Origin of the sequence: Mycolicibacterium vaccae NBRC 14118 = CIP 105934, from assembly GCF_001552715.1 — a bacterium.
Classification (GTDB): domain Bacteria; phylum Actinomycetota; class Actinomycetes; order Mycobacteriales; family Mycobacteriaceae; genus Mycobacterium; species Mycobacterium vaccae.
In genome coordinates, this window is the sequence record NZ_BCRS01000098.1 from 1 (window position 1) to 23,615 (window position 23,615).

At 69.3% G+C, this 23,615-nt stretch carries 24 protein-coding genes and 1 tRNA gene; 13 read left to right on the plus strand and 12 right to left on the minus strand.

Translation table 11 applies throughout. The features are described from left to right. Nucleotides 1-208, minus strand: a 208-nt coding sequence (locus tag MVA01S_RS30525) for a cobalamin biosynthesis protein (RefSeq protein ID WP_174538962.1), incomplete at its 3' end; no start/stop codon positions are given. Between the two features lie 54 nt (nucleotides 209-262). Here MVA01S_RS30525 and MVA01S_RS18435 point away from each other — a divergent pair. From MVA01S_RS18435 to MVA01S_RS18450, 4 genes are all read left to right on the plus strand, one after another. Further along, the gene (locus tag MVA01S_RS18435) at nucleotides 263-658 is read left to right on the plus strand and encodes a VOC family protein (protein ID WP_040543002.1); all 396 of its coding nucleotides are present in this window, start codon (nucleotides 263-265) and stop codon (nucleotides 656-658) included. Nucleotides 659-670: 12 nt separating this feature from the next. Further along, nucleotides 671-2,380 carry an amidohydrolase gene (locus MVA01S_RS18440; RefSeq protein WP_003933325.1) on the plus strand — a complete coding sequence of 570 codons (1,710 nt, stop codon included), beginning with the start codon at nucleotides 671-673 and terminating at the stop codon, nucleotides 2,378-2,380. A 50-nt stretch (nucleotides 2,381-2,430) separates the two neighbouring features. After that, nucleotides 2,431-3,069 (plus strand): SOUL family heme-binding protein, encoded by a 639-nt coding sequence (locus MVA01S_RS18445; protein WP_003933326.1) that lies wholly within the window; start codon nucleotides 2,431-2,433, stop codon nucleotides 3,067-3,069. 108 nt (nucleotides 3,070-3,177) lie between these two features. Beyond that, nucleotides 3,178-3,555 (plus strand): DUF6319 family protein, encoded by a 378-nt coding sequence (locus MVA01S_RS18450; protein WP_003933327.1) that lies wholly within the window; start codon nucleotides 3,178-3,180, stop codon nucleotides 3,553-3,555. Nucleotides 3,556-3,557: 2 nt separating this feature from the next. Here MVA01S_RS18450 and MVA01S_RS18455 read toward each other — a convergent pair whose 3' ends face one another. The 5 genes from MVA01S_RS18455 to MVA01S_RS18475 all read right to left on the minus strand — a co-directional run bounded on the left by MVA01S_RS18455 (nucleotide 3,558) and on the right by MVA01S_RS18475 (nucleotide 5,862). After that, nucleotides 3,558-4,193, minus strand: coding sequence for a PepSY domain-containing protein (locus MVA01S_RS18455; protein WP_086006110.1), 636 nt, complete (start codon nucleotides 4,191-4,193; stop codon nucleotides 3,558-3,560). Between the two features lie 42 nt (nucleotides 4,194-4,235). Further along, nucleotides 4,236-4,310 (minus strand) — tRNA-Val (locus MVA01S_RS18460). Nucleotides 4,311-4,356: 46 nt separating this feature from the next. Then, the gene (locus MVA01S_RS18465) at nucleotides 4,357-4,821 is read right to left on the minus strand and encodes a peroxiredoxin (RefSeq protein ID WP_003933329.1); all 465 of its coding nucleotides are present in this window, start codon (nucleotides 4,819-4,821) and stop codon (nucleotides 4,357-4,359) included. A gap of 9 nt (nucleotides 4,822-4,830) precedes the next feature. Further along, nucleotides 4,831-5,259: a DUF3052 domain-containing protein gene (locus tag MVA01S_RS18470; RefSeq protein WP_003933330.1), complete on the minus strand. Its 429-nt coding sequence runs from the start codon at nucleotides 5,257-5,259 to the stop codon at nucleotides 4,831-4,833. A gap of 102 nt (nucleotides 5,260-5,361) precedes the next feature. Beyond that, on the minus strand, nucleotides 5,362-5,862 hold the full coding sequence (locus MVA01S_RS18475) for an Rv2240c family protein (protein ID WP_040543004.1): 501 nt from the start codon (nucleotides 5,860-5,862) through the stop codon (nucleotides 5,362-5,364). Nucleotides 5,863-6,123: 261 nt separating this feature from the next. Here MVA01S_RS18475 and aceE point away from each other — a divergent pair, with 261 nt between their 5' ends. The 7 genes from aceE to MVA01S_RS18510 all read left to right on the plus strand — a co-directional run bounded on the left by aceE (nucleotide 6,124) and on the right by MVA01S_RS18510 (nucleotide 15,683). Further along, nucleotides 6,124-8,913 carry a pyruvate dehydrogenase (acetyl-transferring), homodimeric type gene (gene aceE, locus MVA01S_RS18480; protein ID WP_003933332.1) on the plus strand — a complete coding sequence of 930 codons (2,790 nt, stop codon included), beginning with the start codon at nucleotides 6,124-6,126 and terminating at the stop codon, nucleotides 8,911-8,913. A gap of 41 nt (nucleotides 8,914-8,954) precedes the next feature. After that, nucleotides 8,955-10,238, plus strand: a complete 1,284-nt coding sequence (locus tag MVA01S_RS18485; protein ID WP_003933333.1) for a PucR family transcriptional regulator — start codon at nucleotides 8,955-8,957, stop codon at nucleotides 10,236-10,238. A gap of 149 nt (nucleotides 10,239-10,387) precedes the next feature. After that, on the plus strand, nucleotides 10,388-11,311 hold the full coding sequence (locus MVA01S_RS18490; protein WP_003933334.1) for an ACP S-malonyltransferase: 924 nt from the start codon (nucleotides 10,388-10,390) through the stop codon (nucleotides 11,309-11,311). Nucleotides 11,312-11,398: 87 nt separating this feature from the next. Continuing rightward, entirely contained in the window at nucleotides 11,399-11,698 is a 300-nt protein-coding gene (gene acpM, locus MVA01S_RS18495) for a meromycolate extension acyl carrier protein AcpM (RefSeq protein ID WP_003933335.1), read from the plus strand. Continuing rightward, nucleotides 11,695-12,945, plus strand: coding sequence for a 3-oxoacyl-ACP synthase KasA (kasA, locus tag MVA01S_RS18500; RefSeq protein ID WP_003933336.1), 1,251 nt, complete (start codon nucleotides 11,695-11,697; stop codon nucleotides 12,943-12,945). Before acpM ends, kasA begins: the two co-directional genes overlap by 4 nt. Nucleotides 12,946-12,972: 27 nt before the next feature. Further along, nucleotides 12,973-14,226 (plus strand): 3-oxoacyl-ACP synthase KasB, encoded by a 1,254-nt coding sequence (gene kasB, locus MVA01S_RS18505; protein ID WP_003933337.1) that lies wholly within the window; start codon nucleotides 12,973-12,975, stop codon nucleotides 14,224-14,226. Between the two features lie 23 nt (nucleotides 14,227-14,249). Further along, nucleotides 14,250-15,683, plus strand: coding sequence for an acyl-CoA carboxylase subunit beta (locus MVA01S_RS18510; protein ID WP_060941662.1), 1,434 nt, complete (start codon nucleotides 14,250-14,252; stop codon nucleotides 15,681-15,683). A 39-nt stretch (nucleotides 15,684-15,722) separates the two neighbouring features. Here the strand turns inward: MVA01S_RS18510 and MVA01S_RS18515 are convergent, their stop codons facing one another. Beyond that, nucleotides 15,723-17,291, minus strand: coding sequence for a glycerol-3-phosphate dehydrogenase/oxidase (locus MVA01S_RS18515; RefSeq protein WP_003933257.1), 1,569 nt, complete (start codon nucleotides 17,289-17,291; stop codon nucleotides 15,723-15,725). Next, nucleotides 17,288-17,866 (minus strand): TetR/AcrR family transcriptional regulator, encoded by a 579-nt coding sequence (locus MVA01S_RS18520; RefSeq protein WP_040542989.1) that lies wholly within the window; start codon nucleotides 17,864-17,866, stop codon nucleotides 17,288-17,290. The genes MVA01S_RS18515 and MVA01S_RS18520 overlap by 4 nt, the downstream gene beginning before the upstream one ends. Nucleotides 17,867-17,886: 20 nt before the next feature. Between MVA01S_RS18520 and MVA01S_RS18525 the strand changes: the two genes are divergently transcribed. Continuing rightward, the gene (locus MVA01S_RS18525; RefSeq protein ID WP_003933259.1) at nucleotides 17,887-19,467 is read left to right on the plus strand and encodes an FAD-binding oxidoreductase; all 1,581 of its coding nucleotides are present in this window, start codon (nucleotides 17,887-17,889) and stop codon (nucleotides 19,465-19,467) included. Continuing rightward, nucleotides 19,464-20,372 (plus strand): diacylglycerol kinase, encoded by a 909-nt coding sequence (locus MVA01S_RS18530; protein WP_040542990.1) that lies wholly within the window; start codon nucleotides 19,464-19,466, stop codon nucleotides 20,370-20,372. The genes MVA01S_RS18525 and MVA01S_RS18530 overlap by 4 nt, the downstream gene beginning before the upstream one ends. Here the strand turns inward: MVA01S_RS18530 and MVA01S_RS18535 are convergent. From MVA01S_RS18535 to MVA01S_RS18550, 4 genes are all read right to left on the minus strand, one after another. Continuing rightward, nucleotides 20,369-20,881, minus strand: a complete 513-nt coding sequence (locus MVA01S_RS18535; protein WP_003933261.1) for a DUF3145 domain-containing protein — start codon at nucleotides 20,879-20,881, stop codon at nucleotides 20,369-20,371. The two genes, MVA01S_RS18530 and MVA01S_RS18535, sit on opposite strands and share 4 nt — an antisense overlap. A 128-nt stretch (nucleotides 20,882-21,009) precedes the next feature. Further along, nucleotides 21,010-21,834 (minus strand): serine hydrolase domain-containing protein, encoded by an 825-nt coding sequence (locus MVA01S_RS18540; protein ID WP_003933262.1) that lies wholly within the window; start codon nucleotides 21,832-21,834, stop codon nucleotides 21,010-21,012. A gap of 32 nt (nucleotides 21,835-21,866) precedes the next feature. Further along, nucleotides 21,867-22,928, minus strand: a complete 1,062-nt coding sequence (locus tag MVA01S_RS18545) for a class I SAM-dependent methyltransferase (RefSeq protein ID WP_003933263.1) — start codon at nucleotides 22,926-22,928, stop codon at nucleotides 21,867-21,869. 87 nt (nucleotides 22,929-23,015) lie between these two features. Continuing rightward, the coding region (locus MVA01S_RS18550) for a helix-turn-helix transcriptional regulator (RefSeq protein ID WP_169801762.1) at nucleotides 23,016-23,615 on the minus strand (600 nt) is incomplete at its 5' end.

Below are 23,615 nucleotides of genomic sequence, written 5' to 3' on the forward strand. Positions count from 1 at the left end.
GGCGTTCCACCGCGGCGCCGCCTGCGCCTGCGGCCACCAGCAGCGCGGCGGTGTGCAGCACGCCGGCGCCGCGGTCGTCGGCGTAGGTGCGACGCTCCAAAGCCGCTGCACCGCTTCCGAACAGCGCCACCGGGTGACCGCGGCGGGGATCACCGAACACCGCATCGGCCATGACTCCGGCGACCAGGCCGATACCACGAGCAAACATGACGGCAGCGTCTCACACTTCCGCGGACCACCCCCGCGGGTGCACAGTGAACAGATGACTTTCCCGGGGCTGACTCACGTTGCGGTAACCGTCACCGATCTCGCCGTCAGCACGCCCTGGTACCGCGCGCTGTTCCAGGCCGATCCGGTGCTCGACGAGGACACCGACGGCGGGTTCCACCACGTGGTGTGGGAACTCGGCGCAGCGACGCTGTTCGGCATCCACCAGCACACGACACCGGCCCCGGCCGGGAGCTTCTCGGAGTTCTGCGCCGGACTCGACCATGTCGCGTTCGGCTGTGCGGCGCGCGAGGAACTGCAGACCTGGGCCGAACGTCTGGACGCGCTGTCGATCACGCACGGCGGCATCGTCGACGCGCACTACGGGTCCGGACTCAGCTTCCGCGACCCCGACGGCATCACCCTGGAGTTCTTCGCGCCACCGCAATGACACACTGTGGCGATGACCGACCTGATCTTGACCGCAGGGACCATCGTCACGATGCACGACAGCGCTCCGCGCGCGCAGGCGGTCGCCGTGTCCGGGGACCGCATCGTCGCGGTCGGCAGTGTCGACGACTGCCGCCGCGCGCTGCCCGACGCCGACGTCGTCGACACCGGCGCGGCGGTGCTGGCCCCGGGATTCGTTGAGCCGCACGGCCATCCGCTGATCAGTGGCGTCGCCACGCAGGCACCCGCGCGTTCGGTGGCGCCGTGGGACTGCCCCAGCTGGGCCGACGTGCAGCGGGTGTTCGCCGACGCGCTGGCCACCGGCGACCCCGACACCCCGCTGTGGTTCGCCGGTTACGACGCGCTGCTGCACGGTCATCCGGCGCCCGACGCCGACGAACTCGACCGGATCTTCGGGGACCGCATCGCCGTCGTCACCGACAACTCCGGGCACGGCGTGTACTTCAACTCGGCGCTCATCCGCAGCTACGGCTGGGACGCCGAGCCACCCGCAGACCCGGTCGCCTCGCACTTCGGCCGCCGGCCGGACGGCTCGCTGAACGGTCAGGGGTTCGAGCTGCCGGTGGTGACCGCGGTGACGATGCCGCTGATCGCGAAGATGGGCGATCCGCTGGTGTCGGCGGCGAACTACTTCGCGCTGATGGCGCGCGGCGGCTACACCTCGACCTCGGACATGACCTACGACCCGAAGTTCGCCGCCGGGTACGAGGCGCTCGCCGCGGCGCCGTCGTGCCCGCTGCGGATCAGCATGTGGGAGGTGTCGACCACCGACAGCTACTGGCAGCCTGCCGAGTTCGAGGCCGGCGAATCCTGGCTGACGAAAGCCGGTGTCAAGCTCTGGACCGACGGCTCGCCATGGGTCGGCAACATCGCGATCTCGTTCCCGTACCTGGACACCGAGACCACCCGCACCGCCGGGATCGACCCGGCGACCGCGGGCGGTGCGGGCTCGATGAACTACAGCCGCGCGCAGCTCGACGCGATCCTGGACCGCGCCGCGCCGGCGGGGTGGCAGATGGCCTTCCACGCCAACGGCGACCTGGCGCTCGATCTCGCGCTGGACGCGTACGAGGACGCACTGAACCGGCATCAGCTGCTGGGCACCGACCACCGCTGGCGGTTGGAGCACTGCGGGGCGGGCACCCGCGCGCATTTCGACCGGGCGGCCCGACTCGGCGTGCACGTGTCCCTGGCGCCGTTCCAGTACTACTACTGGGGGGATCTGCTCGACGGCGCGATGTTCGAGTCCGCGCACGGGGCGCGGTGGGCGGCGTTCGGCGACGCGGTCGCTTCCGGGGCGTGCGTGTCGCTGCACAACGACGGGTCGGTGTCGCCGCCGACGCCGGTGGTCAACGTCGCCACCGCGGTCACCCGGCGCACGCGCAACGGCGGTGTGCATCGGCCCGACCAGGCGATCACGCTGGATCAGGCGTGGCGCGCGCAGACCCTCGACGCCGCCCGCACCTTGGGCCGGGACCATCTCGTCGGATCGATCGAGGTCGGCAAGCTGGCTGACTTCGTCGAGCTCAGCGCCGACCCGTGGACCGTCGACCCGCACGCGTTGATCGACGCCGTGCAGGTGACGGGGACCTGGCTGGGCGGTCGACGGATCGATCTCGGCGAGTTCCTCGCCGCGGTGGGCGGTGCCGACAACAGCGGGCACGCGCATCTGGCCCAGCGGGACACCAAGGCCTGCTGCTGAAAGAAATCCGTCAGATTACGGCGGGGCCCTGCCCGGGTACTTCTGCGGTCATGTTGGCCAAGATCACCTCCACCGCAACCCAGGTCGTCGAGGGGCTCGGCGCCCTCGTCGGCGTCCGCGCCGGCACCGAAGAGCCGATGTACGTGCGGGAAGCGACCGTCGGCGCCATCGAGATCCGACGCTACGGGCCGCGCATCGCGGCGCAGACCACCGTCGTCGGCGACGAGGAGATGGCCCGCAGCGCCGGTTTCCGTCGGCTCGCCGGGTACATCTTCGGCGGCAACCACCGCAAGACCGAGATCGCGATGACCGCGCCGGTGGCCCAGCAGAACGACAAGATCGCGATGACGGCCCCGGTCGCGCAGACCCGCGATGCCGACGGCCAGTCGGTGATCCGGTTCTTCATGCCGTCGAAGTGGTCGATGGATCTTCTGCCCCAACCCGACGACGAACGCGTCGAGTTGGTCGAGGTCCCGGGTGAGACGTACGCGGTGCTGCGCTTCACCGGCGACCGCAGTCCACAGGCCGTCGCGGCCAGGAGCGACGAACTACTCGACGGCCTGCGCGGCAGCGGGTACACCCCGCAGGGCGACCCGGTGGCGTGGTTCTACGACCCGCCGTGGACGCTGCCGTTCCGCCGCCGCAACGAGGTCGCAGTCGAGGTGAGCACGTCCGCAGCGGCCGGCTGACCCGGATGACATTGTGCGCGCGGCGAGTTGGCCGTGCGTCGAACGTGTGTTCTAATCGGTGACCGAGCCTCCGACCGGGGGCCGCTGACGGAGGAGAGCGCCGCACCGATGACCGTAGACACACTGCCGCCCGAAGCGCCGTCCGAGGCCGTTGCCGTGGAAGCCGCTGTCGAGGAGAAGCCCCGCAAGACCCCCGCCAAGAGGGGCCCGGGCAGGAAGACCAAGTCCCTGGAACTGACCATCACGGTCACCGGCACCGCCGACGGCGAATGGCGCGCGGAGCTCAAACAGGGCAGCACCTTCCTGGTCCGCGACGTCGCCGTCGCCGCTGCCGCCGTGTCCCGCGCGGCCAGGGAACTGCACGAGGACCTGTCCACCCCGATCGACGCGATCATCGAAGAGGCCCGCTCGCAGCAGGCCGCCAGGGTGCTTGCCCTCGAAGCCGAATTGGAAGCCGCGCGCAGGGCTCTGGCCGATCTGGACTGAGGTCAGCGGATACTGCCGTCCTGCGCGTCGACCCGGACCTCGACGGGCGATCCGTCGGCGTGCACCAGATCGATCTTCCACACCACCTGGGCGCCGTCGCTGTCGATCTCGAGCTCGTCGAGCATCGTGTCGGGCGCCCGCTCGACCGCGGTCTGCAGCGCGCGCGCCGCGTCCACTGCTGCCGCTTCTGCCCGTCGCGCGTCGTCGTCGGTACCGTCCGACGGATTCGACGAGATGACCCGCGATCCGGCCGCGTCGACGACAACGTCGAACGGTGCGCCGTTGGACGCCACCGTCACCTCGAACACCCGCTGGCCGTCGCGCGTCTCGACCTGCATGTCGTAGGGACGCCCGTTCGGCACTGCCGCGCCCGATGCCCGCAACGCCTCCTGTGCGGCCGGCACCGGAAGCCCGGGGCCGGCCGGGGTCGGCGGAAGTCCCGAGGCCCCGGTCGGGCTCGCCGGGCTCGCCGGGGTCGTGGCCGGCGCGGAGGTCGTGCCGGTCACCGTCGTCTCGGTCACTGTCGTCTCGGTGACCGTCGACTCGGCCGGCGCGTTCCCGCCCTGCCCACATCCGGCAACGGCGCAGACAAGAATGCCCGCGCCGATCCCGGCCAAAATCTCGCTACTCAGAGTCATAGTGGGCGGCTACCCGAGCGGGCATCCGACAAACCAGAAGTGTGGTGGGCGCGGACGGTATCGAACCGCCGACCGCTGGTGTGTAAAACCAGAGCTCTACCACTGAGCTACGCGCCCGATCCCGGGCAGGCTACACGGCAGTGCGGCCCGACCGGAAATTCGTCTAACCGGTTCTCAACGCGGCCAGCGCCTGCGTCCATGCCGCCTGATCCCTGGCCTCACCCGGCTCCTTGCACTCGGCGAACCGGATGATGCCGTCGCGGTCGATGACGAACGTGCCCCGGTTCGGGAACCCGGACGCGTCGTTGAACACCCCATAGGCCTGGCTGACCGCGCCGTGCGGCCAGAAGTCCGACAGCACCGGGAACGTATAACCGCGGTCTTTCGCCCACACCTTGTGTGTCGGCGACGGACCCACCGACACGGTCAGCGTCGCGGTCTCGTCGTTGACGAAATCGCCGATCTTGTCCCGGATCTCGTCGAGCTCACGCTGACAGACACCGGTGAACGCCAGCGGGAAGAACACCAGCACCACGTTCTTGGCGCCGCGGAACCCGCTCAGCGTCACCGGCTGATTGTTCTGGTCCTTGAGCGTGAAATCCGGCGCAGGCTCGCCGACGGACAGCACTTATCCTGCCTACCGCTGCTTCGTGATGGCCTTGGCCTTCGGCTGGACCAGACGACTGGCGATCCAGTCGCCCAGATTCGCCGACGACGTCTGCATCAGCCCTGCGGTCGGCGCCGACTCGGCGATCTCCGCGGGCTGTACGTGCCCCGGCTTGCCCGTCTTCGGGGTGACGACCCAGATGACGCCGTCCTCGGCGAGCGGGGTGATGGCGTCCATCAGCGTGTCGACGAGGTCGCCGTCGCCGTCGCGCCACCACAGCAGCACCACGTCCACGACTTCGTCGGAGTCCTCGTCGAGCAGGTCACCGCCGCTCTCGTCCTCGATGTCGGCACGGATGTCGTCGTCGGCGTCTTCGTCCCAGCCCAACTCCTGCACAACCTGGTCTTTTTGGATGCCCAGCTTTCGGGCGTAGTTCGGGGGGTCACCCGCCGACACCACGGTCGGTCCTCCTTCAGCCGTATTCGCGCACGTGCGCTCGATCACTTCGGAGTCCTATCGTCGCATGCCCAGCGCAGACAGCAAGCCATCTAGCGGCAGGTTTCACCGATATGCCGCGTCGCAGCGGTCCAGGGCGGTGGTCTTGGAGTCGTTCAAGCGCTCGATCGCGGTGTTGAATTCGGCGGTCGGATAGTTGCCTGCGATCGCTGTGGCCACCCCCCGCGCCGCATCGACCCAGCTGGTGAGAGCGTCGCGAAGTTCCGGAGTCAGCGGGTCGGACATGCTGCCCGCCACCAGGTCGGCGCTGTGGTTGAGGGCATCGACGGCGGGCCCGGCGGTGCGCCCGATGTCGGCGGCGTTGTTGAAGGCCTCGACATAGGTGTTGACCGCACCGACCGCCTCGGCGCTGCTGGAGCTCATCGCCTCGCACGAGGTGCGGACGGCCTCGACGGTCATCGAGGCCTGGCGTTCGGATTCGCGGGCGCTGGAGCTGGCCGCGGCCTCCTCGCGGGACGCCGACACCGAAGCCCGGTACAGCGGCGCCTCCCCCTCGGCCACCGAGGCGTCGCCGCCGGTGACGCTGGTGCACCCGACCACGATCATCGCCAGCACGGCGAACGCGCCGGTCACCGATGCGGCGAGCCGCACGCTGCGGACGCCCCACCGACCGATCAGCACGGTCTGCAGACGTTACCGGGTCTCCTGCCGGTGCACCCGGCACTTTCCCCGGTTGGTGACGGCTGCCCACCCGCTAGTGCGTATCGCGCAGGATTAGACAAGGATGGAAGAGCCACGTGCGCGGGACGCCAGGTAACCCACCGAGCCGAAGTGCACGTGTTTGAAGCGCCTAACAAGGAGCGGAAGTTGACCACCGAGTTCGTGCGCCAGGACCTGGCCCAAAACTCCGGCAGCACAGCAGAACCCGATCGGGTTCGCGTGATCAGAGAAGGCGTCGCCTCGTATCTGCCGGACATCGACCCCGAAGAGACCGTCGAATGGCTTGAGTCGTTCGACGACCTGCTCGACCGCTCCGGCCCCGCCCGGGCCCGCTACCTGTTGCTGCGGATGCTGGAACGCGCCGGCGAGCAGCGCGTCGCACTCCCGGCGCTGACGTCCACCGACTACGTCAACACGATCCCGACCGAGCTGGAACCGTGGTTTCCCGGCGACGAGGACGTCGAGCGCCGCTACCGAGCCTGGATCCGGTGGAACGCCGCGATCATGGTGCACCGCGCCCAGCGGCCCGGAGTCGGTGTGGGTGGCCATATTTCGACCTACGCATCATCGGCCGCGCTGTACGAGGTGGGGTTCAACCACTTCTTCCGCGGCAAGAGCCACCCCGGTGGCGGCGACCAGATCTTCATCCAGGGCCACGCCTCCCCCGGCATCTACGCCCGCGCGTACCTCGAAGGCCGGCTGACCGCCGACCAACTCGACGGTTTCCGTCAGGAGCACAGCCATCCCGGCGGCGGCATCCCGTCCTATCCGCACCCCCGTCTGATGCCCGATTTCTGGGAGTTCCCGACGGTGTCGATGGGCCTGGGCCCGATGAACGCGATCTACCAGGCACGGTTCAACCACTATCTGCACGACCGGGGCATCAAGGACACCTCCAAGCAGCACGTGTGGGCATTCCTCGGCGACGGCGAGATGGACGAGCCGGAAAGCCGCGGCCTGACGCACGTCGCCGCGCTCGAAGGCCTGGACAACCTGACCTTCGTGGTGAACTGCAACCTGCAGCGCCTCGACGGCCCGGTCCGCGGCAACGGCAAGATCATCCAGGAGCTGGAGTCGTTCTTCCGTGGCGCCGGCTGGAACGTCATCAAGGTGGTCTGGGGCCGTGAGTGGGACGCGCTGCTGCACGCCGACCGCGACGGCGCTCTGGTCAACCTGATGAACACCACCCCGGACGGGGACTACCAGACCTACAAGGCCAACGACGGCAGCTACGTACGCGACCACTTCTTCGGCCGCGACCCCCGCACCAAGGCGCTGGTGGAACCGATGACCGACGCCGAGATCTGGAATCTCAAACGCGGCGGACACGACTACCGCAAGGTCTATGCGGCCTACCACGCCGCGATGGAGCACAAGGGCCAGCCGACGGTGATCCTGGCCAAGACCATCAAGGGCTACACACTCGGTAAGCACTTCGAAGGCCGCAACGCCACGCACCAGATGAAGAAGCTTGCGCTGCAAGACCTCAAGGATTTCCGCGACGTCCAGCGCATCCCGGTCTCGGACGCCCAGCTCGAAGAGGACCCGTACCTGCCGCCGTACTACCACCCCGGTCCGGAGGCACCCGAGATCCGCTACATGCTGGACCGGCGCCGTGCCCTCGGCGGTTTCCTGCCCGAGCGGCGCACCAAGAGCAAGGCACTGCCGCTGCCCGGCCGCGACACGTACAAGGCCCTGAAGAAGGGGTCGGGCAAGCAGGAGGTCGCCACCACCATGGCGACGGTGCGCACGTTCAAGGAACTGTTGCGGGACAAGAACATCGGCCCGCGCATCGTGCCGATCATCCCTGACGAGGCGCGCACCTTCGGGATGGACTCGTGGTTCCCGAGCCTGAAGATCTACAACCGCAACGGCCAGCTGTACACGGCCGTGGACGCGGAGCTGATGCTCGCCTACAAGGAGAGCGAGATCGGCCAGATCCTGCACGAGGGCATCAACGAGGCGGGGTCGACGGCGTCGTTCACCGCGGTGGGCACCTCGTATGCGACGCACAACGAGCCGATGATCCCGATCTACATCTTCTATTCGATGTTCGGGTTCCAGCGCACCGGCGACGGCCTGTGGGCCGCCGCCGACCAGATGGCGCGGGGCTTCGTGCTCGGCGCCACCGCCGGGCGCACCACGCTCGTCGGTGAGGGTCTGCAGCACGCCGACGGCCACTCGCTGCTGCTGGCCTCCACCAATCCCGCGGTGGTGGCCTACGACCCGGCGTTCGCCTACGAGATCGCCTACATCATCGAGAGCGGCCTGAGCCGCATGTACGGCGAGGACCCGGAGAACGTCTACTTCTACATGACGATCTACAACGAGCCCTACGTGCAGCCCGCCGAGCCGGAGGGCATCGACGTCGAGGGTCTTCTGCGCGGGATGTACCGCTACCAGGCCGCGCCGGAGAAGCGCACCAACACCGCCCAGATCCTGGTCTCCGGGGTGGCGATGCCGTCGGCGCTCAAGGCCGCCGAGCTGCTGGCCCAGGAATGGGACGTCGCCGCCGACGTGTGGTCGGTGACCAGCTGGGGCGAGCTCAACCGCGACGGGGTGGCCATCGAGAAGGAGAAGCTGCGCCACCCGGGCCGGCCCACCGCCACGCCGTACGTCACCCAGGCACTGGCCGAGGCCACCGGACCGGTGGTCGCGGTGTCGGACTGGATGCGGGCGGTGCCCGAGCAGATCCGGCCGTGGGTGCCGGGCACCTACGTCACTCTGGGCACGGACGGGTTCGGCTTCTCTGACACCCGCCCGGCCGCGCGGCGCTTCTACAACACCGATGCCGAGTCGATCGTGGTCGGGGTGCTGGAAGGGTTGGCGCGGGATGGCAACGTCGACATCTCGGTGGCCGCGGAAGCGGCGAAGAAGTACGAGATCGACGACGTGATGGCGGCACCGGAGCAGACCTCGGACCCGGGCGTGGCCTAGTTGTTGGAGGTTTTCCCTAAAGCTCGGCGTAGATTTTAGGAATGGTCGACAACAACCGGTTCGTCCCGCCGCGCTCGACCGTCGAGGTGCTGGAGAGCGTCCCGGAGTCTGCACTGCGCCGGCTCAAGCAGTACTCGGGCCGGTTGGCCACCGAGGCCGTGCACGTGATGGAAGAACGGCTGCCGTTCTTCGCCGCGCTGGAGGCGTCCCAGCGCGCCAGCGTCCAGCTGGTCGTGCAGACCGCGGTGGTCAACTTCGTGGAGTGGATGCGCAACCCGGACAGCGACGTCAGCTACACCGCGCAGGCCTTCGAGGTGGTGCCGCAGGACCTGCGCAGGCGGATCGCGCTGCGCCAGTCCGTGGAGATGGTCCGGGTGACCATGGAGTTCTTCGAAGAGGTGGTGCCGCTGCTGGCGCGCTCGGAGGAACAGCTGAGCGCGCTGACGGCCGGCATCCTGCGCTACAGCCGGGACCTGGCGTTCGCGGCGGCGACCGCGTACGCGGATCAGGCCGAGGCGCGCGGCGCGTGGGACACCCGGATGGAGGCCAACCTCGTCGACGCGGTGGTCCGCGGCGGCACCGGACCGGCGTTGCAGTCGCAGGCCGCGGCGCTGAACTGGGACGCGACCGCGCCTGCGACCGTCATCGTGGGCCTGCCGCGACCGGACCGGATCGAGTTCGCCGGGGACGACGTCCGCGAGGTGGCCCGGCGCGGCGAGCGCGCGGCGCTGTCGGACATCCACGGCACCTGGCTGGTGGCGGTCATCTCGGGGCCGCTGACGCCGACCGACCGGTTCCTCGCCGAACTGATGAAGGTCTTCGCCGACGGCCCCGTGGTGATCGGCCCGACCGTCCCGACGCTGGGCGCGGCGCACCGCAGCGCCACGGAGGCGATCGCCGGGATGAACGCCGTCGCCGGGTGGGCCGCCGCGCCGCGCCCGGTGGCCGCCCGCGAACTGCTGCCCGAGCGCACGCTGCTCGGGGACGCGACGGCGGCGGCCGCGCTGGAAGCCGAGGTGATGCGGCCGCTGTCGGACGCCGGTCCGGCGCTGGTGGAGACCCTCGACGCCTATCTCGACTCCGGCGGCGCTATCGAAGCTTGCGCGCGCAAATTGTTCGTTCATCCAAATACGGTGCGCTACCGGTTGAAGCGGATCGCCGACTTCACCGGCCGTGACCCGACGGTTCCGCGCGATGCCTACGTACTGCGCGTGGCCTCGTCGGTGGGCCGGTTGAACCGCCAGGCACACATGGCAGCCGGGCAGATGCCCGGATCAGGGCAGGTCACTGGTGTTGGCTCCGTCACAATTAAGCCCGTTTCTTAGGGAGCACACGTTGCGGGCAGATCTCGATGCAGTCCCATCACATGCGGTTTTGTGGGATACCTACAAAAACCTAAGACGAGGTTCATAATCTCTTACACCGTTCAAATCCGACTTCACAATGTTCTCTTAGAGACGTGCCTCAGAAGACTGTGCTCGCATTCCTCGCGCCCGGACAGGGTTCGCAGACGCCCGGCATGCTCGCCGAGTGGCTGCAGCTGCCCGGTGCCGCCGAGCGGATCGACGCATGGTCGGAGATCAGCGGGCTCGACCTGGCGACCCTGGGCACCACCGCGACGGCCGAAGAGATCACCGACACCGCGGTCACCCAGCCGCTCGTCGTCGCCACCACCCTGCTGGCCTACGAGGAGCTGAGCAAGCGCGGCGAGTCGTACGGACTGGACGGCGACGTCGAGGTCGTCGCCGCCGGCCACTCGGTCGGTGAGATCGCCGCCTACGCCATCGCCGGCGTCATCACCTCCGACGAGGCCGTCGCGCTCGCGGCGACCCGCGGCAAGGAGATGGCCAAGGCCTGCGCACTGGAGCCCACCGGGATGTCGGCGCTGCTCGGCGGCGACGAGGACGAGGTGCTGGCCCGGCTGGAGGCGCTGGATCTGGTGCCGGCCAACCGCAACGCTGCCGGCCAGATCGTGGCTGCCGGCGCGCGCGCCGCACTGGAGAAGCTCGCCGAGGATCCCCCGGCGCGCGCCCGGGTCCGTCCGCTGGCCACCGCCGGCGCGTTCCACACCCACTACATGAGCTCCGCGCTCGCGGAGTACACCGCCGTCGCCGACCGGATCAACCCGGCCGAGCCCCGCGTGACGCTGCTGTCCAACGCAGACGGCCGGCCGGTGTCCTCTGGTGCCGACGCGATGGCCAAGATCGTCGCCCAGCTGACCCGGCCCGTGCGCTGGGACCTGTGCACCGCGTCCATGAAGGAACTCGGTGTCACCGCGATCGTCGAGTTCCCGCCTGCGGGAGCCCTGACCGGAATCGCCAAACGCGAACTTCGGGGGGTTCCGACGCACGCCGTCAAATCCCCCGCTGACCTGGACGCACTCGCAGCGGCACGCTAGCTTCTGCGCGTCGCCGACCAGTTGTACGAAATACAGAACACATTTCAATCCGTTTCAAGTCACACCCAATAAATAGAAGGAGCCATAGTGGGCGCCAGCCAGGAAGAAATCATCTCGGGTCTCGCGGAGATCATCGAAGAGGTCACCGGTATCGAGCCCTCTGAGGTGACCCCCGAGAAGAGCTTCGTCGACGACCTGGACATCGACTCGCTGTCGATGGTCGAGATCGCCGTGCAGACCGAGGACAAGTACGGCGTGAAAATCCCCGACGAGGATCTCGCCGGCCTGCGCACCGTCGGCGACGTCGTCGCCTACATCCAGAAGCTCGAGGAAGAGAATCCCGAGGCCGCCGCGGCCATCCGGGCCCAGATCACGGGTGACAAGTGACCCGTCCTTCCACTGCTAACGGCGGTTTTCCTAACGTCGTGGTGACCGCCATCGAGGCCACCACGGCGCTCGCTGCGGACATCGAAAGCACGTGGAAGGGTCTGCTCGCGGGCGAGAGCGGCATCCGGATCCTGGAGGACGATTTCGTCGACAAGTGGGATCTGCCGGTACGTATCGGTGGCCACCTCGTCGACAACATCGACAGCCACATGACGCGTATCGAGATGCGCCGCATGTCGTACGTGCAGCGCATGTCGAAGCTGCTGGCGCGCCGGCTGTGGGACAACGCGGGCACCCCCGAGGTGGATCCGGACCGCTTCTCGGTCGTCGTCGGCACCGGTCTCGGCGGCGGCGAGAAGATCGTCGAAACCTACGACGCGATGAACGAGGGCGGGCCCCGCAAGGTGTCCCCGCTCGCGGTCCAGATGATCATGCCCAACGGCGCGGCAGCGGTCGCGGGACTGGAACTGGGCGCCCGCGCCGGGGTCATCACCCCGGTGTCGGCGTGCTCATCCGGCTCCGAGGCCATCGCCCACGCCTGGCGGCAGATCGTCATGGGTGACGCAGACTTCGCCGTCTGCGGTGGCGTCGAGGGCGGAATCGAAGCGCTGCCGATCGCGGCGTTCTCGATGATGCGTGCGATGTCGACCCGCAACGACGACCCCACCGGAGCGTCGCGGCCGTTCGACAAGAACCGCGACGGCTTCGTGTTCGGCGAGGCCGGCGTGCTGATGATCATCGAGACCGAGGAGCACGCCAAGGCCCGTGGCGCCAAGCCGCTGGCCCGGCTCATGGGTGCTGGCATCACCTCGGATGCGTTCCACATGGTGGCTCCCGCCGCGGACGGCCTGCGTGCCGGCCAGGCGATGAAGCGGGCGATGGAGACCGCCGGGCTGTCCCCCAAGGACATCTCGCACGTCAACGCGCACGCCACCGCCACCCCGATCGGTGACACCGCGGAGGCCAACGCCATCCGCGTCGCCGGTGTGGAACACGCCGCGGTGTACGCGCCGAAGTCGGCGCTGGGCCACTCGATCGGCGCCGTCGGCGCCCTCGAGTCTGCGCTGACGGTGCTGGCCCTGCGGGACGGAGTCATCCCGCCGACACTGAACTACGAGACGCCCGACCCCGAGATCGATCTCGATGTCGTCGCGGGCGAGCCTCGATATGGCGACTACCAGTACGCCATCAACAACTCGTTCGGTTTCGGCGGTCACAATGTGGCTCTGGCCTTCGGCCGGTACTAGATAGCCAGAAAGGACTCGCGGCACAGCATGGTTTCGCCGACAACAGGTAACGGGCTGCCCGACGTCGTCGTCACCGGTATCGCGATGTCCACGAGCGTCTCCACCGACGCCGAGGGGACCTGGAAGGCGCTTCTCGACGGTCAGAGCGGAATCCGCAGGCTCGAGGATCCGTTCGTCGAGGAGTTCGACCTTCCGGTCCGCATCGGTGGTCACCTGTTGGAGGACTTCGAGTCCGAGCTGAGCAAGGTCGAAAAGCGGCGGATGTCCTATCCGCAGCGGATGGCGACCGTGCTCGGTCGGCGGGTATGGGAGAACGCGGGCAATCCCGAGGTCGACACCGAGCGGTTGCTGGTGTCGATCGGCACCGGCCTCGGCGGCGCCGAGGCGCTGGTGTTCGCCTATGACGGCATGCGGGAGAGCGGCCTGAGCGCGGTGTCCCCGCTGGCCGTGCAGATGTACATGCCCAACGGCCCTTCGGCCGCGGTCGGACTGGAACGTGGCGCCAAAGCCGGTGTGGTAACGCCGGTTTCGGCGTGCGCGTCCGGCTCCGAGGGCATCGCCCAGGCGTGGCGCAACATCATCCTGGGCGAGGCCGACATCGCGATCTGCGGCGGCGTCGAGCAGCGCATCGAAGCGGTGCCGATCGCCGGCTTCGCTCAGATGCGCATCGTGATGTCGACCAACAACGACGACCCCGCAGGCGCGTGCCGGCCCTTCGACAAGGACCGCGACGGGTTCGTGTTCGGCGAGGCCGGCGCGATGATGGTGATCGAGACCGAGGAGCACGCCAAGGCCCGGGGCGCGCGGATCCTGGCCCGGCTGATGGGCGCGAGCGTCACCTCCGACGGCTACCACATGGTGGCGCCCGACCCGAACGGCGAACGGGCCGGTTATGCGATGACGCGGGCCATCGAGCTCGCCGGCCTCAAGCCCACCGACATCGACCACGTCAACGCGCACGCCACGGGCACCAGCGTCGGTGACGTGGCTGAGGGCAAAGCCATCAACAACGCGATGGGCGGCCATCAACCGGCCGTCTACGCACCGAAATCCGCGCTGGGCCACTCGGTCGGCGCGGTCGGCGCGGTCGAGTCGATCCTGACCGTGCAGGCGTTGCGGGACGGGATCATCCCGCCGACGCTGAACCTGAAGAACCTTGATCCCGAGATCGATCTCGACGTGGTCGCGGGTGGACCCCGACCAGGAAACTACGAGTACGCCATCAACAATTCGTTCGGATTCGGCGGGCACAATGTCGCACTCGCCTTCGGCAAGTACTGAACTGACGGAACGCAGGAGACACCATGACGACAATCGAGAACCCGCCGGCCCCCGAGTCTGTGAACGAGTCCCTTGATCCGCGCGACCCACTGTTGCGCCTTTCGACCTTCTTCGACGACGGCACCGTCGAGCTGCTGCACGAGCGGGACAAGTCCGGCGTGCTGGCCGCGGCGGGCACCGTCAACGGCGTGCGCACCATCGCGTTCTGCACCGACGGCACCGTGATGGGCGGCGCCATGGGCGTGGACGGCTGCAAGCACATCGTCGACGCGTACGACGTGGCGATCGAGGAGCAGAGCCCGATCATCGGCATCTGGCACTCCGGCGGCGCGCGGCTGGCCGAGGGCGTCAAGGCGCTGCACGCGGTCGGCCTGGTCTTCGAGGCGATGATCCGCGCGTCGGGCTACATCCCGCAGATCTCGGTGGTCGTCGGCTTCGCCGCCGGCGGCGCCGCCTACGGTCCCGCGCTGACCGACGTCATCGTGATGGCGCCCGACAGCAAGGTTTTCGTCACCGGCCCCGACGTGGTGCGCAGCGTCACCGGCGAGGACGTCGACATGGTCTCCCTCGGTGGACCCGAGGCCCACCACAAGAAGTCCGGCGTGTGCCACATCGTGGCCACCGACGAGCTCGACGCCTACGAGCGGGGCCGCCGCCTGGTCGGACTGTTCTGCCAGCAGGGCCACTTCGACCGCAGCAAGGCCGAGGCCGGCGACACCGACCTCAAGGCGCTGCTCCCCGAGTCCGCCCGGCGCGCCTACGACGTGCACCCGCTGATCGAGGCGTTGCTCGACGAGGGTGTGCCGTTCGAGGAGTTCCAGTCCCGTTGGGCGCCGTCGATCGTCGTGGGTCTCGGCCGGTTGGCCGGTCGCACCGTCGGTGTCATCGCGAACAACCCGCTGCGCCTGGGCGGCTGCCTGAACTCTGAAAGTGCCGAGAAGTCAGCGCGTTTCGTGCGCCTGTGCGACGCGTTCGGCATCCCGCTGGTCGTCCTCGTCGACGTCCCCGGCTACCTGCCCGGCGTGGATCAGGAGTGGGGCGGCGTGGTCCGTCGCGGCGCCAAGCTGCTGCACGCGTTCGGCGAGTCGTCGGTCCCGCGCGTCACGCTGGTCACCCGCAAGATCTACGGCGGCGCCTACATCGCGATGAACTCGCGGTCGCTGAACGCCACCAAGGTGTTCGCCTGGCCCGAGGCCGAGGTCGCCGTGATGGGCGCCAAGGCCGCGGTCGGCATCCTGCACAAGAAGAAGCTGGCCGCCGCCGCCCCCGAGGATCGCGAGTCGCTGCACGAGGCGCTGGCCATCGAGCACGAGAAGATCGCCGGCGGTGTCGATTCGGCGATCGAGATCGGCGTCGTCGACGAGAAGATCGACCCCGCCCACACCCGCTCGAAGGTGACCCAGGCGCTGGCCGAGGCGCCGATGCGCCGCGGCCGCCACAAGAACATCCCGCTGTAACCCCGCGAATCGGGCGCGCTGAGGCACCCCTGGGGTGCTTCAGCGCGCCGAATTCGCCAGCATCTCCTCGGCGGCGGCGATTGCGCGCCGGCGGTCTTCGGCCACCAGACCGATACGGGTACGACGGTCGAGGATGTCGTCGACGGTCAGCGCACCCTCGTGGGTGACCGCGTACTCGAACTCCGCCCTGATCACGTCGATACCGTCGGCGACCCGGTCGGTGGGCCGTGCGCAGGTGGCACGCGCGATCACGTTCGGCGCCTCGGCGCCGTACCGCGCGACCAGTGAGCCCGGCAGCTCGGTCGACGACCGCTGTGCCGCAACGGGATTGGCCGGCGCCCCGACCAGCGGCAGATTGCGGGTCCGGCACCGGCCCGCGGGCAGCCCGCGCAGCGCCACAGCCCGGTCGACGACGTCCTCGGCCATGTACCGGTACTCGGTGAGCTTGCCGCCGATCACGGTGATGACCCCGGACGGCGACTCGGTGACCGCATGCTCGCGCGAGATGTCGGCGGTCCTGCTCTGGCCCTTGTTGCTCCTCGCGTCCGCGGCCCCCGTGTCGATCAACGGACGCAGGCCGGCGTAGGCGCCGATCACGTCGGCCTCGGTCAGCGCCGTCTGCAGCGCGGTGTTGACCGTGTCCAGCAGGAACCGCACCTCCCCCGGAGTGGGTTCCGGCACGTCGGGAATCGCGCCCGGTGCGTCCTCGTCGGTCAGGCCCAGGTATACCCTGCCCAGTTGCTCGGGCATCGCGAAGACGAACCGGTTGATCTCGCCAGGAATCGGAACCGTCAGCGCCGCAACCGGATTGCCGAACGTCGCGGCATCGAACACCAGATGTGTGCCGCGACTGGGCCGCAACCGGATCGAGTCGTCGATCTCCCCCGCCCACACACCGGAGGCGTTGACGACCGCGCGGGCAGACACCCGCAGCGACTCCCCGGTCACCGTGTCGGTCAGCGTGACCGCGTCCCGCATCGCATCCGAGGCCGCCGTCCGGGTCAGCACCCGCGCGCCGTGTTGGGCCGCGGTCCGCGCGACCGCGGTGACGAGTCGGGCGTCGTCGATCAGCTGTCCGTCGTAGGCCAGCAGCGCGCCGTCGAGACCGTCCCGGCGCACCGTCGGCGCCAGGGCCGCGGCCCGCCGGGCGTCGATACGCCGAGACCTGGGTAGCGTGGCCGCGGGGGTGCCTGCGAGCTTGCGCAGGCCGTCGCCCGCGGCGAACCCCACGCGGACCAGCGACCGCGACGCGGCGCTCATGGACGGCAGCAGCGGCACCAGCTGCGGCATCGCCCGCACCAGGTGAGGTGCGTTGCGGGTCATCATGATTCCACGCTCGACGGCACTGCGCCTGGCGATGCCGACGTTGCCGGTGGCCAGATACCGCAGGCCGCCGTGCACCAGCTTCGAACTCCACCGGCTGGTGCCGAAAGCGAGATCGTGTTTCTCGGCCAGCACCACCGACAGCCCGCGTGCCGCGGCGTCGAGCGCGATGCCGGCCCCGGTGATACCGCCACCGATCACCACCAGGTCCACGGCCGCGCCGTCGCCCAGCTTCGTGAGTTCGGCCGAGCGCCGCACCGCATTCAACGCCGCTGCGCCGCTCATGGTTTCAGATATCCGTTCAGCGAAATACTCAGCTCGGTGTTGAGCGCGTCGTTGTCCAGCAGGTCGGCCACCATCTGGGCGGACTGGATCGTCGACTGGGTGATCAGCAGGCACATCGCGGCCATCCCGCGCGGGTCGCCGGCCCGGATGCTGCCTTCCTCCTGGCCGCCGCGGATCGCCTCGGCGAGCGCGTCGATGAGGATCTGCTGGCTGGTGCCCAGCCGGTCGGCGATGTAGGTCATCGCCAGGCCCGGCGCGTTGCGGATCACCGCCTGCACGATCTCGTCGGCGCGCAGATGGTCGGCGACCGCCACGACGCGCTCCACCATGGCCTCACGCGCGACACCGCGGTCCGGCACATCGTCCAGCACCCCGGCGATGCGCTCGGTGAGCAACTCGGCGATGACCCAGCGGATGTCGGGCCAGCGGCGGTAGATCGTCGGTCGGCTCACCCGCGCGCGGCGGGCGATCTCGGTCATGGTGGTCCGCTCGACGCCGAAGGCGAGGATGCACTCCGCGGCGGCGTCGAGGATTCGACGCTCCACGCCCGCTTCTGCGTTACGGATTGACATCATCTGTAATACTGTAACTCATGATGCAGTGGAACGCGTGGGGCGACCCCGCGGCGGCCAAACCGTTGTCAGCCGGAATCCGGTCCCTGCTGCGCCAGGCGCTCGGCATCGACGGCGAACCCGGCAAGGAACCGACCCTCGAGCAGGTACGGCTGCGCCCGTCGGCGCTGTCCGCGGCGGACCTGAATGGCCTGACCGCAATCGTCGGCGCAGACCACGCGGCCGCCGACGACCGGTCCCGGCTGCTGCACGCCGGCGGCAAGTCGACATTGGACCTCTTGCGGCGCAGAGACTTCGGCGAGCAGGACGCGCCGGACGCAGTGCTACTGCCCGCCGGTGAGGACGAGATCGCCGAACTGCTGCGGTTCTGCGTCGAGCACGGCATCGCGGTGGTGCCCTTCGGTGGCGGAACCAGCGTGGTCGGCGGCCTGGATCCGGTCCGCGGTGACTTCCGCGCGGTGGTGGCGCTGGACCTGCGCCGACTCGACGCGCTGCACCGGCTCGACGAGGTGGCCTGGGAAGCCGAACTGGGCGCCGGCCTGACCGGCCCCGAGGCCGAGCGACTGCTCGGCGAACGCGGGTTCTCGCTGGGCCACTTTCCGCAGAGCTTCTGCTTCGCCACCATCGGCGGGTTCGCCGCGACCCGCTCCTCGGGCCAGGATTCGGCGGGGTACGGACGTTTCGACGACATGGTGCGCGGACTGCGCGCGGTGACCCCCGTTGGTGTTCTGGACCTGGGCCGGGCACCGGCGTCGGCGGCCGGGCCGGATCTGCGTCAGCTGCTGCTCGGCTCGGAGGGCGCTTTCGGGATCATCACCCGGGTCCGGCTTCGCGTCCATCCCGTCCCGGAGACCACCCGGTTCGAGGCGTGGTCGTTCCCCGACTTCGCCACCGGCGCCGACGCGCTGCGCGCGGTCGTGCAGACGGGCACCGGGCCCACCGTGATCCGGCTGTCCGACGAGGCCGAGACCGGGGTCAATCTGGCCACCGCGGACAACATCGGCGAACAGCAGATCACCGGCGGTTGTCTGGCGATCACCGCGTTCGAGGGCACCGACGCCCACGTCGCGAGCAGGCACGCAGAGACCCGGGACCTGTTGGCCGCCAAGGGCGGTACGTCACTGGGCGAGGGTCCGGCGCAGGCCTGGGAGCACGGCCGGTTCAACGCCCCCTACCTGCGGGACGCACTGCTGTCGGCCGGGGCGCTGTGCGAGACACTGGAGACCGCGACCACCTGGTCCAACGTGGCGGCGGTGAAGGCCGCCGTCACCGACGCGCTGACGACGTCGCTGGCCGAGACCGGCACACCCGCGCTGGTGTTGTGCCACATCTCGCACGTGTATCCCACCGGGGCGTCGCTGTACTTCACGGTGGTGGCCGCCCAGCGCGGAAATCCGATAGACCAGTGGCGCAAGGCCAAAGCCGCAGCGTCCGACGCCATGGTCCGCACGGGTGCGACCATCACCCACCACCACGCCGTGGGCGCCGACCACCGGCCGTGGATGCGCGACGAGGTCGGCGACCTCGGCGTCACGGTGCTGCGCGCAGTCAAGTCCGCGCTCGATCCGGCGGGAATCCTCAACCCCGGCAAGCTGATTCCATGAGCAGGCCCGCGCGCGTGACGGTGCTGACCAACCCGGCGTCGGGACACGGCAACGGGTCGCACGCCGCCGAGCGCGCGATCACCCGACTGCACCATCACGGGGTCGACGTCGTCGCGATCGCCGGCCGCGACGCCGTGCACGCGCGCCAACTCGTCGAGGGTGCCCTCGACCGCGGAATGGACGCCCTCGTGGTGGTCGGCGGAGACGGCATCATCTCGCTGGCTCTGCAGGTGCTCGCCCAGACCGACATCCCGCTGGGCATCGTGCCCGCCGGCACCGGCAACGACCACGCCCGCGAGTTCGGCATCCCGACCAGGGACCCCGAGGCCGCGGCGGACGTGATTGTCGACGGCATCACCGACACCGTGGACCTGGGGCTGATCCAGGGTGTCGACGGCACCCGGCGTTGGTTCGGCACGGTGATGGCGGCGGGCTTCGACTCCCTGGTCACCGACCGCACCAACCGTATGCGCTGGCCGCACGGTCGGATGCGCTACAACATCGCGATGCTCGCCGAGCTGTCCAAGCTGCGGCTGCTGCCGTTCCGGTTGTCGTTCGACGGCCGCGGTCTCGACACCGAACTCACGCTCGCCGCGTTCGGCAACACCCGCAGTTACGGCGGCGGGATGAAGATCTGCCCGGACGCCGACCCTCGCGACGGCGTGCTCGACGTGACGATGGTGGCCTCGGAATCGCGGAGTCGGCTGGTCCGGTTGTTCCCGACGGTGTTCAAAGGCACGCACGTGAACCTCGACGCCGTGCGCACCGAACGAGCCCGCACCATCACGGTCGACTGTCCGGAGAATCCGGAGATCACCGCCTACGCCGACGGCGAGTACGTGTGTCCGCTGCCCGTCGAGGTGACGGCGGTGCCTGCGGCGTTGAAGCTGCTGCGGCCGGCCTAGCCGACGCCCCGGCTCAGCCAGCTGACCTCGGCGCCTTCGCCACCGTCGCGGTAGGCCTCCAGCGCGTCGTCCCACGCGGTGCCCAGCACGGAGTCCAGTTCGGCGGCCAGCACGTCGGCGCCCGCAGCCATCAGGGCGCGCAGCCTCATCTCGCCGACCATGACGTCGCCGTTGGCACTCATCGGGCCACTCCACAGGCCCAGCTGCGGGGTGTGGCACCAGCGGTGCCCGTCGACACCGTGGCTGGGGTCCTCGGTCACCTCGAAGCGCAGCACCGACCACGAGCGCAGCGCGTTCGCCAGCGCAGCGCCGGTACCGACGGGTCCGACCCAGTTGGTGACGGCGCGCAGCTGACCGGGCATGGCCGGCTGCGGGGTCCACTTCAGATTCGCCCTCGAATTGAGGGTCGACGACAACGCCCACTCGACATGCGGGCACACCGCCGCGGGCGACGCGTGGATGTACACCACGCCCGTCGTCGCGTCGGCGAATTGGTTCGCTGCACGCATCTGTTGCTCCTTCGGTTCCACGAGGGACGTCTTCCCCAACGACCTGGTGGTTTCCGAACAGCTCAAGATGATGCCGAAATGAAATTGTGGCTTGCGTGTCTATTGTGCCTTCTGAGGCAGGTGTTGCGCTAGTCGGCCCCAAACTCTCTTAGGACTTCATCAGACAGGGCGGGCATCACCGGATGCGCCCACTCGCCGAATTTGCGGTCGGTCAGCACGACCAGCGCCAGAGCCGCCTGCGGGTCGACCCAGAGGAAGGTCCCGGACTGGCCGAAATGGCCGAACGTGCGGGTCGAATTCGCCGCCCCGGTCCAGTGCGGCGACTTCTCCCCGCGGATCTCGAAACCCAGCCCCCAGTCGTTGGGCCGCTGCACGCCGAACCCGGGCAGCACCCCGTCCAGCCCCGGGAACTGGACGCCCGCCGCGTCGCGGTGCATCTGCTCGGACACCAGGGCCGGGGCCAGCAGATCGCCCGCGAAGGACACCAGGTCGTCGACCGTGGACGTCACGCCGTACCCGGCCGCCTCGGTGCCGCCGTCCAGAGTGGTGTCACCCATCCGCAGCGGTTCCAGCACCGCCTCGGCCAGGTAGGTGCCGAACGGGATCGACGACTGCGCCTCCATCGTCTCGGCGAGCACCGTGAAGCCGTAATTGGAGTACACCCGCCGGGTGCCCGGTCGCGCGATCACCTTCGCCGAGGTCATGTCGTACCCGGCGGCGTGGGCCAGCAGGTGACGCACGGTGGCGCCGGGCGGTCCGGCGTCGGCGTCCAGTTCGACGGCGCCCTCCTCGGCGGCGACCTGCGCGGCGCGGGCGACCAGCAGCTTGGTCACCGAGGCCAGCGCGAACCGGTGTCCGGTGTCGCCGTGCCGGGCCAGCACGCCCGAAGGACCCACCACCGCGGCGGCGGCGGTCGGGACAGGCCAGTCGTCGAGAACGTCGAGTGCGGTCACCGTGCCGAGCGTAGCGAGCACGGGCAGCCGAACTATTTCTGCGCGACGTAGTAATAGTTGATCGGGTCCGAATCGATCTCGTGCACCTGCACATCGGCGAACCCCGCCTCGGCGAGCATCTCGCTCGCGAGCTCGCGACCCCAGCAGGTGCCCAGCCCGTCACCGTCGAGCCCGAGCGACACACTCATGCAGTGCATCGTCGACACGGTGTACAGGTAGGCCGCGAATGGCACGCCGACGTTGTCCTCCACGCGGCTCGACGACTTGATGTCGACCATCAGGAAGGTCCCGCCCGGGCGCAACGCGCGGTAGACGTTGGCCAGCACCCGCGCCGGGTGGGCCTGATCGTGGATCGAGTCGAATGCGGTGATGACGTCGAAGGCGTCGGGCCGGTCGTATTCTGCGACGTCGGCGGCCACGAACGTCGCGTTGGTCAGTCCTCGCCTGTTCGCCTCCGCGGCACCGGCGGCCAACCCTTCGTCGGAGAAGTCGATGCCGACGAACCGGCCGGCCGGGAATGCCTGCGCCATCACGTTGACGGCGTGCCCGCTGCCGCAACCGAAGTCGGCGACGTCGACGCCGGCGCGCAGCCGGTCGGGCAACCCGTCGGCCATCGGCAGGATCGTGTCCAGGAGTGCGGCATCGAAGACCTCGCCGCTCTGTTCGGCCATCAGGGTGTGGAACCGCGGATACTCGGCGTAGGACAGGCCGCCCCCGCCGCGGAAGCAGTCGATCACCTTCTGCTCGACCTCGGCGAGCAACGGGATGAACTGCGCGACGCGGGCGAGATTGTCCGGACCCGCGGCACGGGTCAGCAGCGCGGCCCGGTGCGCCGGAAGCGAATACGTCTGCCCGGCCGCGTCGTAGTCGACGATGCTGCCGGACACCGCGCCGCCGAGCCACTCCCGGACGTAGCGTTCGTTGAGCCCTGCCGCGTCGGCGATCTGTGTGCTGGTGGCCGGCGGCAGTTGAACCATGGTGTCGAACAGCCCGGTCTGGTGACCGATCGACAACAGGATCGCGATGCTGGCGGCGTCGATGGTTTCGACGACGCGTCCGGCGAAATCCTCGCTGGTCTCGTTCACTGTGGTCATGCCCGGAACGCTAGGCGGCGCGGCGGGTTCGGTCATCGGGCAATTGATGTGTCTGCACGGGCGAGCCGTTGGTGCAAATGATGCAGATCAGTGGTCGTCGGGCAGCACGCCGTGCTGGAAAGCCCAGTTCGCAGCCGCGGTGCGGGTGGACACTCCGAGTTTGGCGTAGATGTTGGCCAGGTGCCGGCCCACCGTCTTGTCGGACAGGTGCAGTTGGTCGGCCACCTGCCGGTTGGTGGCGCCGCGGGCGATTCGGGTCAGCACATCGAGTTCGCGGCGGGTCAGTCCGCCGGGTGTCGGCGCTCCGCAGATGCCTGCGGGTTCGACGCCCAGCTGGGCGTAGATCGCGTCGGCGGTCGCCGCGTCGGCGGCCGCACCGTGCTGATCGGCGAGGCCCCGCCTCGCCAGCGCCAACCACTCGTAGGCTTCGGCCGTCTCGTACCGGGATTGCTGAATCCGGTACTCCCGCAACGCGGTCTGCAGGGACCGCACTGCGGGTTCGAAGTCGCCGCGGCGCACCGCGACGGCACCGCGAGCGTGCGCGGCCCAGGCCCGGAAGCCCGGCGTGCCGAACGCCTCGGCGTCGGCCTCCAGCTCCCGGCAGTAACTCTCGGCCTCGTCGAGCGCATCCCGGCTCAGCGCGATCTCGACCGCCGCGCGCAGCAGGCGCACCCGGGCCAACCGGTC

What these genes read in the sequence shown, in the direction of transcription:
- MVA01S_RS18435 (WP_040543002.1), top strand. Translation starts at nt 263, where the DNA reads ATGACTTTCCCGGGGCTGACTCACGTTGCGGTAACCGTCACCGATCTC.
- MVA01S_RS18440 (WP_003933325.1), top strand. Translation starts at nt 671, where the DNA reads ATGACCGACCTGATCTTGACCGCAGGGACCATCGTCACGATGCACGAC.
- MVA01S_RS18445 (WP_003933326.1), top strand. Translation starts at nt 2,431, where the DNA reads ATGTTGGCCAAGATCACCTCCACCGCAACCCAGGTCGTCGAGGGGCTC.
- MVA01S_RS18450 (WP_003933327.1), top strand. Translation starts at nt 3,178, where the DNA reads ATGACCGTAGACACACTGCCGCCCGAAGCGCCGTCCGAGGCCGTTGCC.
- MVA01S_RS18455 (WP_086006110.1), bottom strand. Translation starts at nt 4,193, where the DNA reads ATGACTCTGAGTAGCGAGATTTTGGCCGGGATCGGCGCGGGCATTCTT.
- MVA01S_RS18475 (WP_040543004.1), bottom strand. Translation starts at nt 5,862, where the DNA reads ATGATCGTGGTCGGGTGCACCAGCGTCACCGGCGGCGACGCCTCGGTG.
- MVA01S_RS18485 (WP_003933333.1), top strand. Translation starts at nt 8,955, where the DNA reads ATGGTCGACAACAACCGGTTCGTCCCGCCGCGCTCGACCGTCGAGGTG.
- kasB (WP_003933337.1), top strand. Translation starts at nt 12,973, where the DNA reads ATGGTTTCGCCGACAACAGGTAACGGGCTGCCCGACGTCGTCGTCACC.
- MVA01S_RS18510 (WP_060941662.1), top strand. Translation starts at nt 14,250, where the DNA reads ATGACGACAATCGAGAACCCGCCGGCCCCCGAGTCTGTGAACGAGTCC.
- MVA01S_RS18515 (WP_003933257.1), bottom strand. Translation starts at nt 17,291, where the DNA reads ATGAGCGGCGCAGCGGCGTTGAATGCGGTGCGGCGCTCGGCCGAACTC.
- MVA01S_RS18520 (WP_040542989.1), bottom strand. Translation starts at nt 17,866, where the DNA reads ATGATGTCAATCCGTAACGCAGAAGCGGGCGTGGAGCGTCGAATCCTC.
- MVA01S_RS18525 (WP_003933259.1), top strand. Translation starts at nt 17,887, where the DNA reads ATGCAGTGGAACGCGTGGGGCGACCCCGCGGCGGCCAAACCGTTGTCA.
- MVA01S_RS18530 (WP_040542990.1), top strand. Translation starts at nt 19,464, where the DNA reads ATGAGCAGGCCCGCGCGCGTGACGGTGCTGACCAACCCGGCGTCGGGA.
- MVA01S_RS18535 (WP_003933261.1), bottom strand. Translation starts at nt 20,881, where the DNA reads ATGCGTGCAGCGAACCAATTCGCCGACGCGACGACGGGCGTGGTGTAC.
- MVA01S_RS18545 (WP_003933263.1), bottom strand. Translation starts at nt 22,928, where the DNA reads ATGACCACAGTGAACGAGACCAGCGAGGATTTCGCCGGACGCGTCGTC.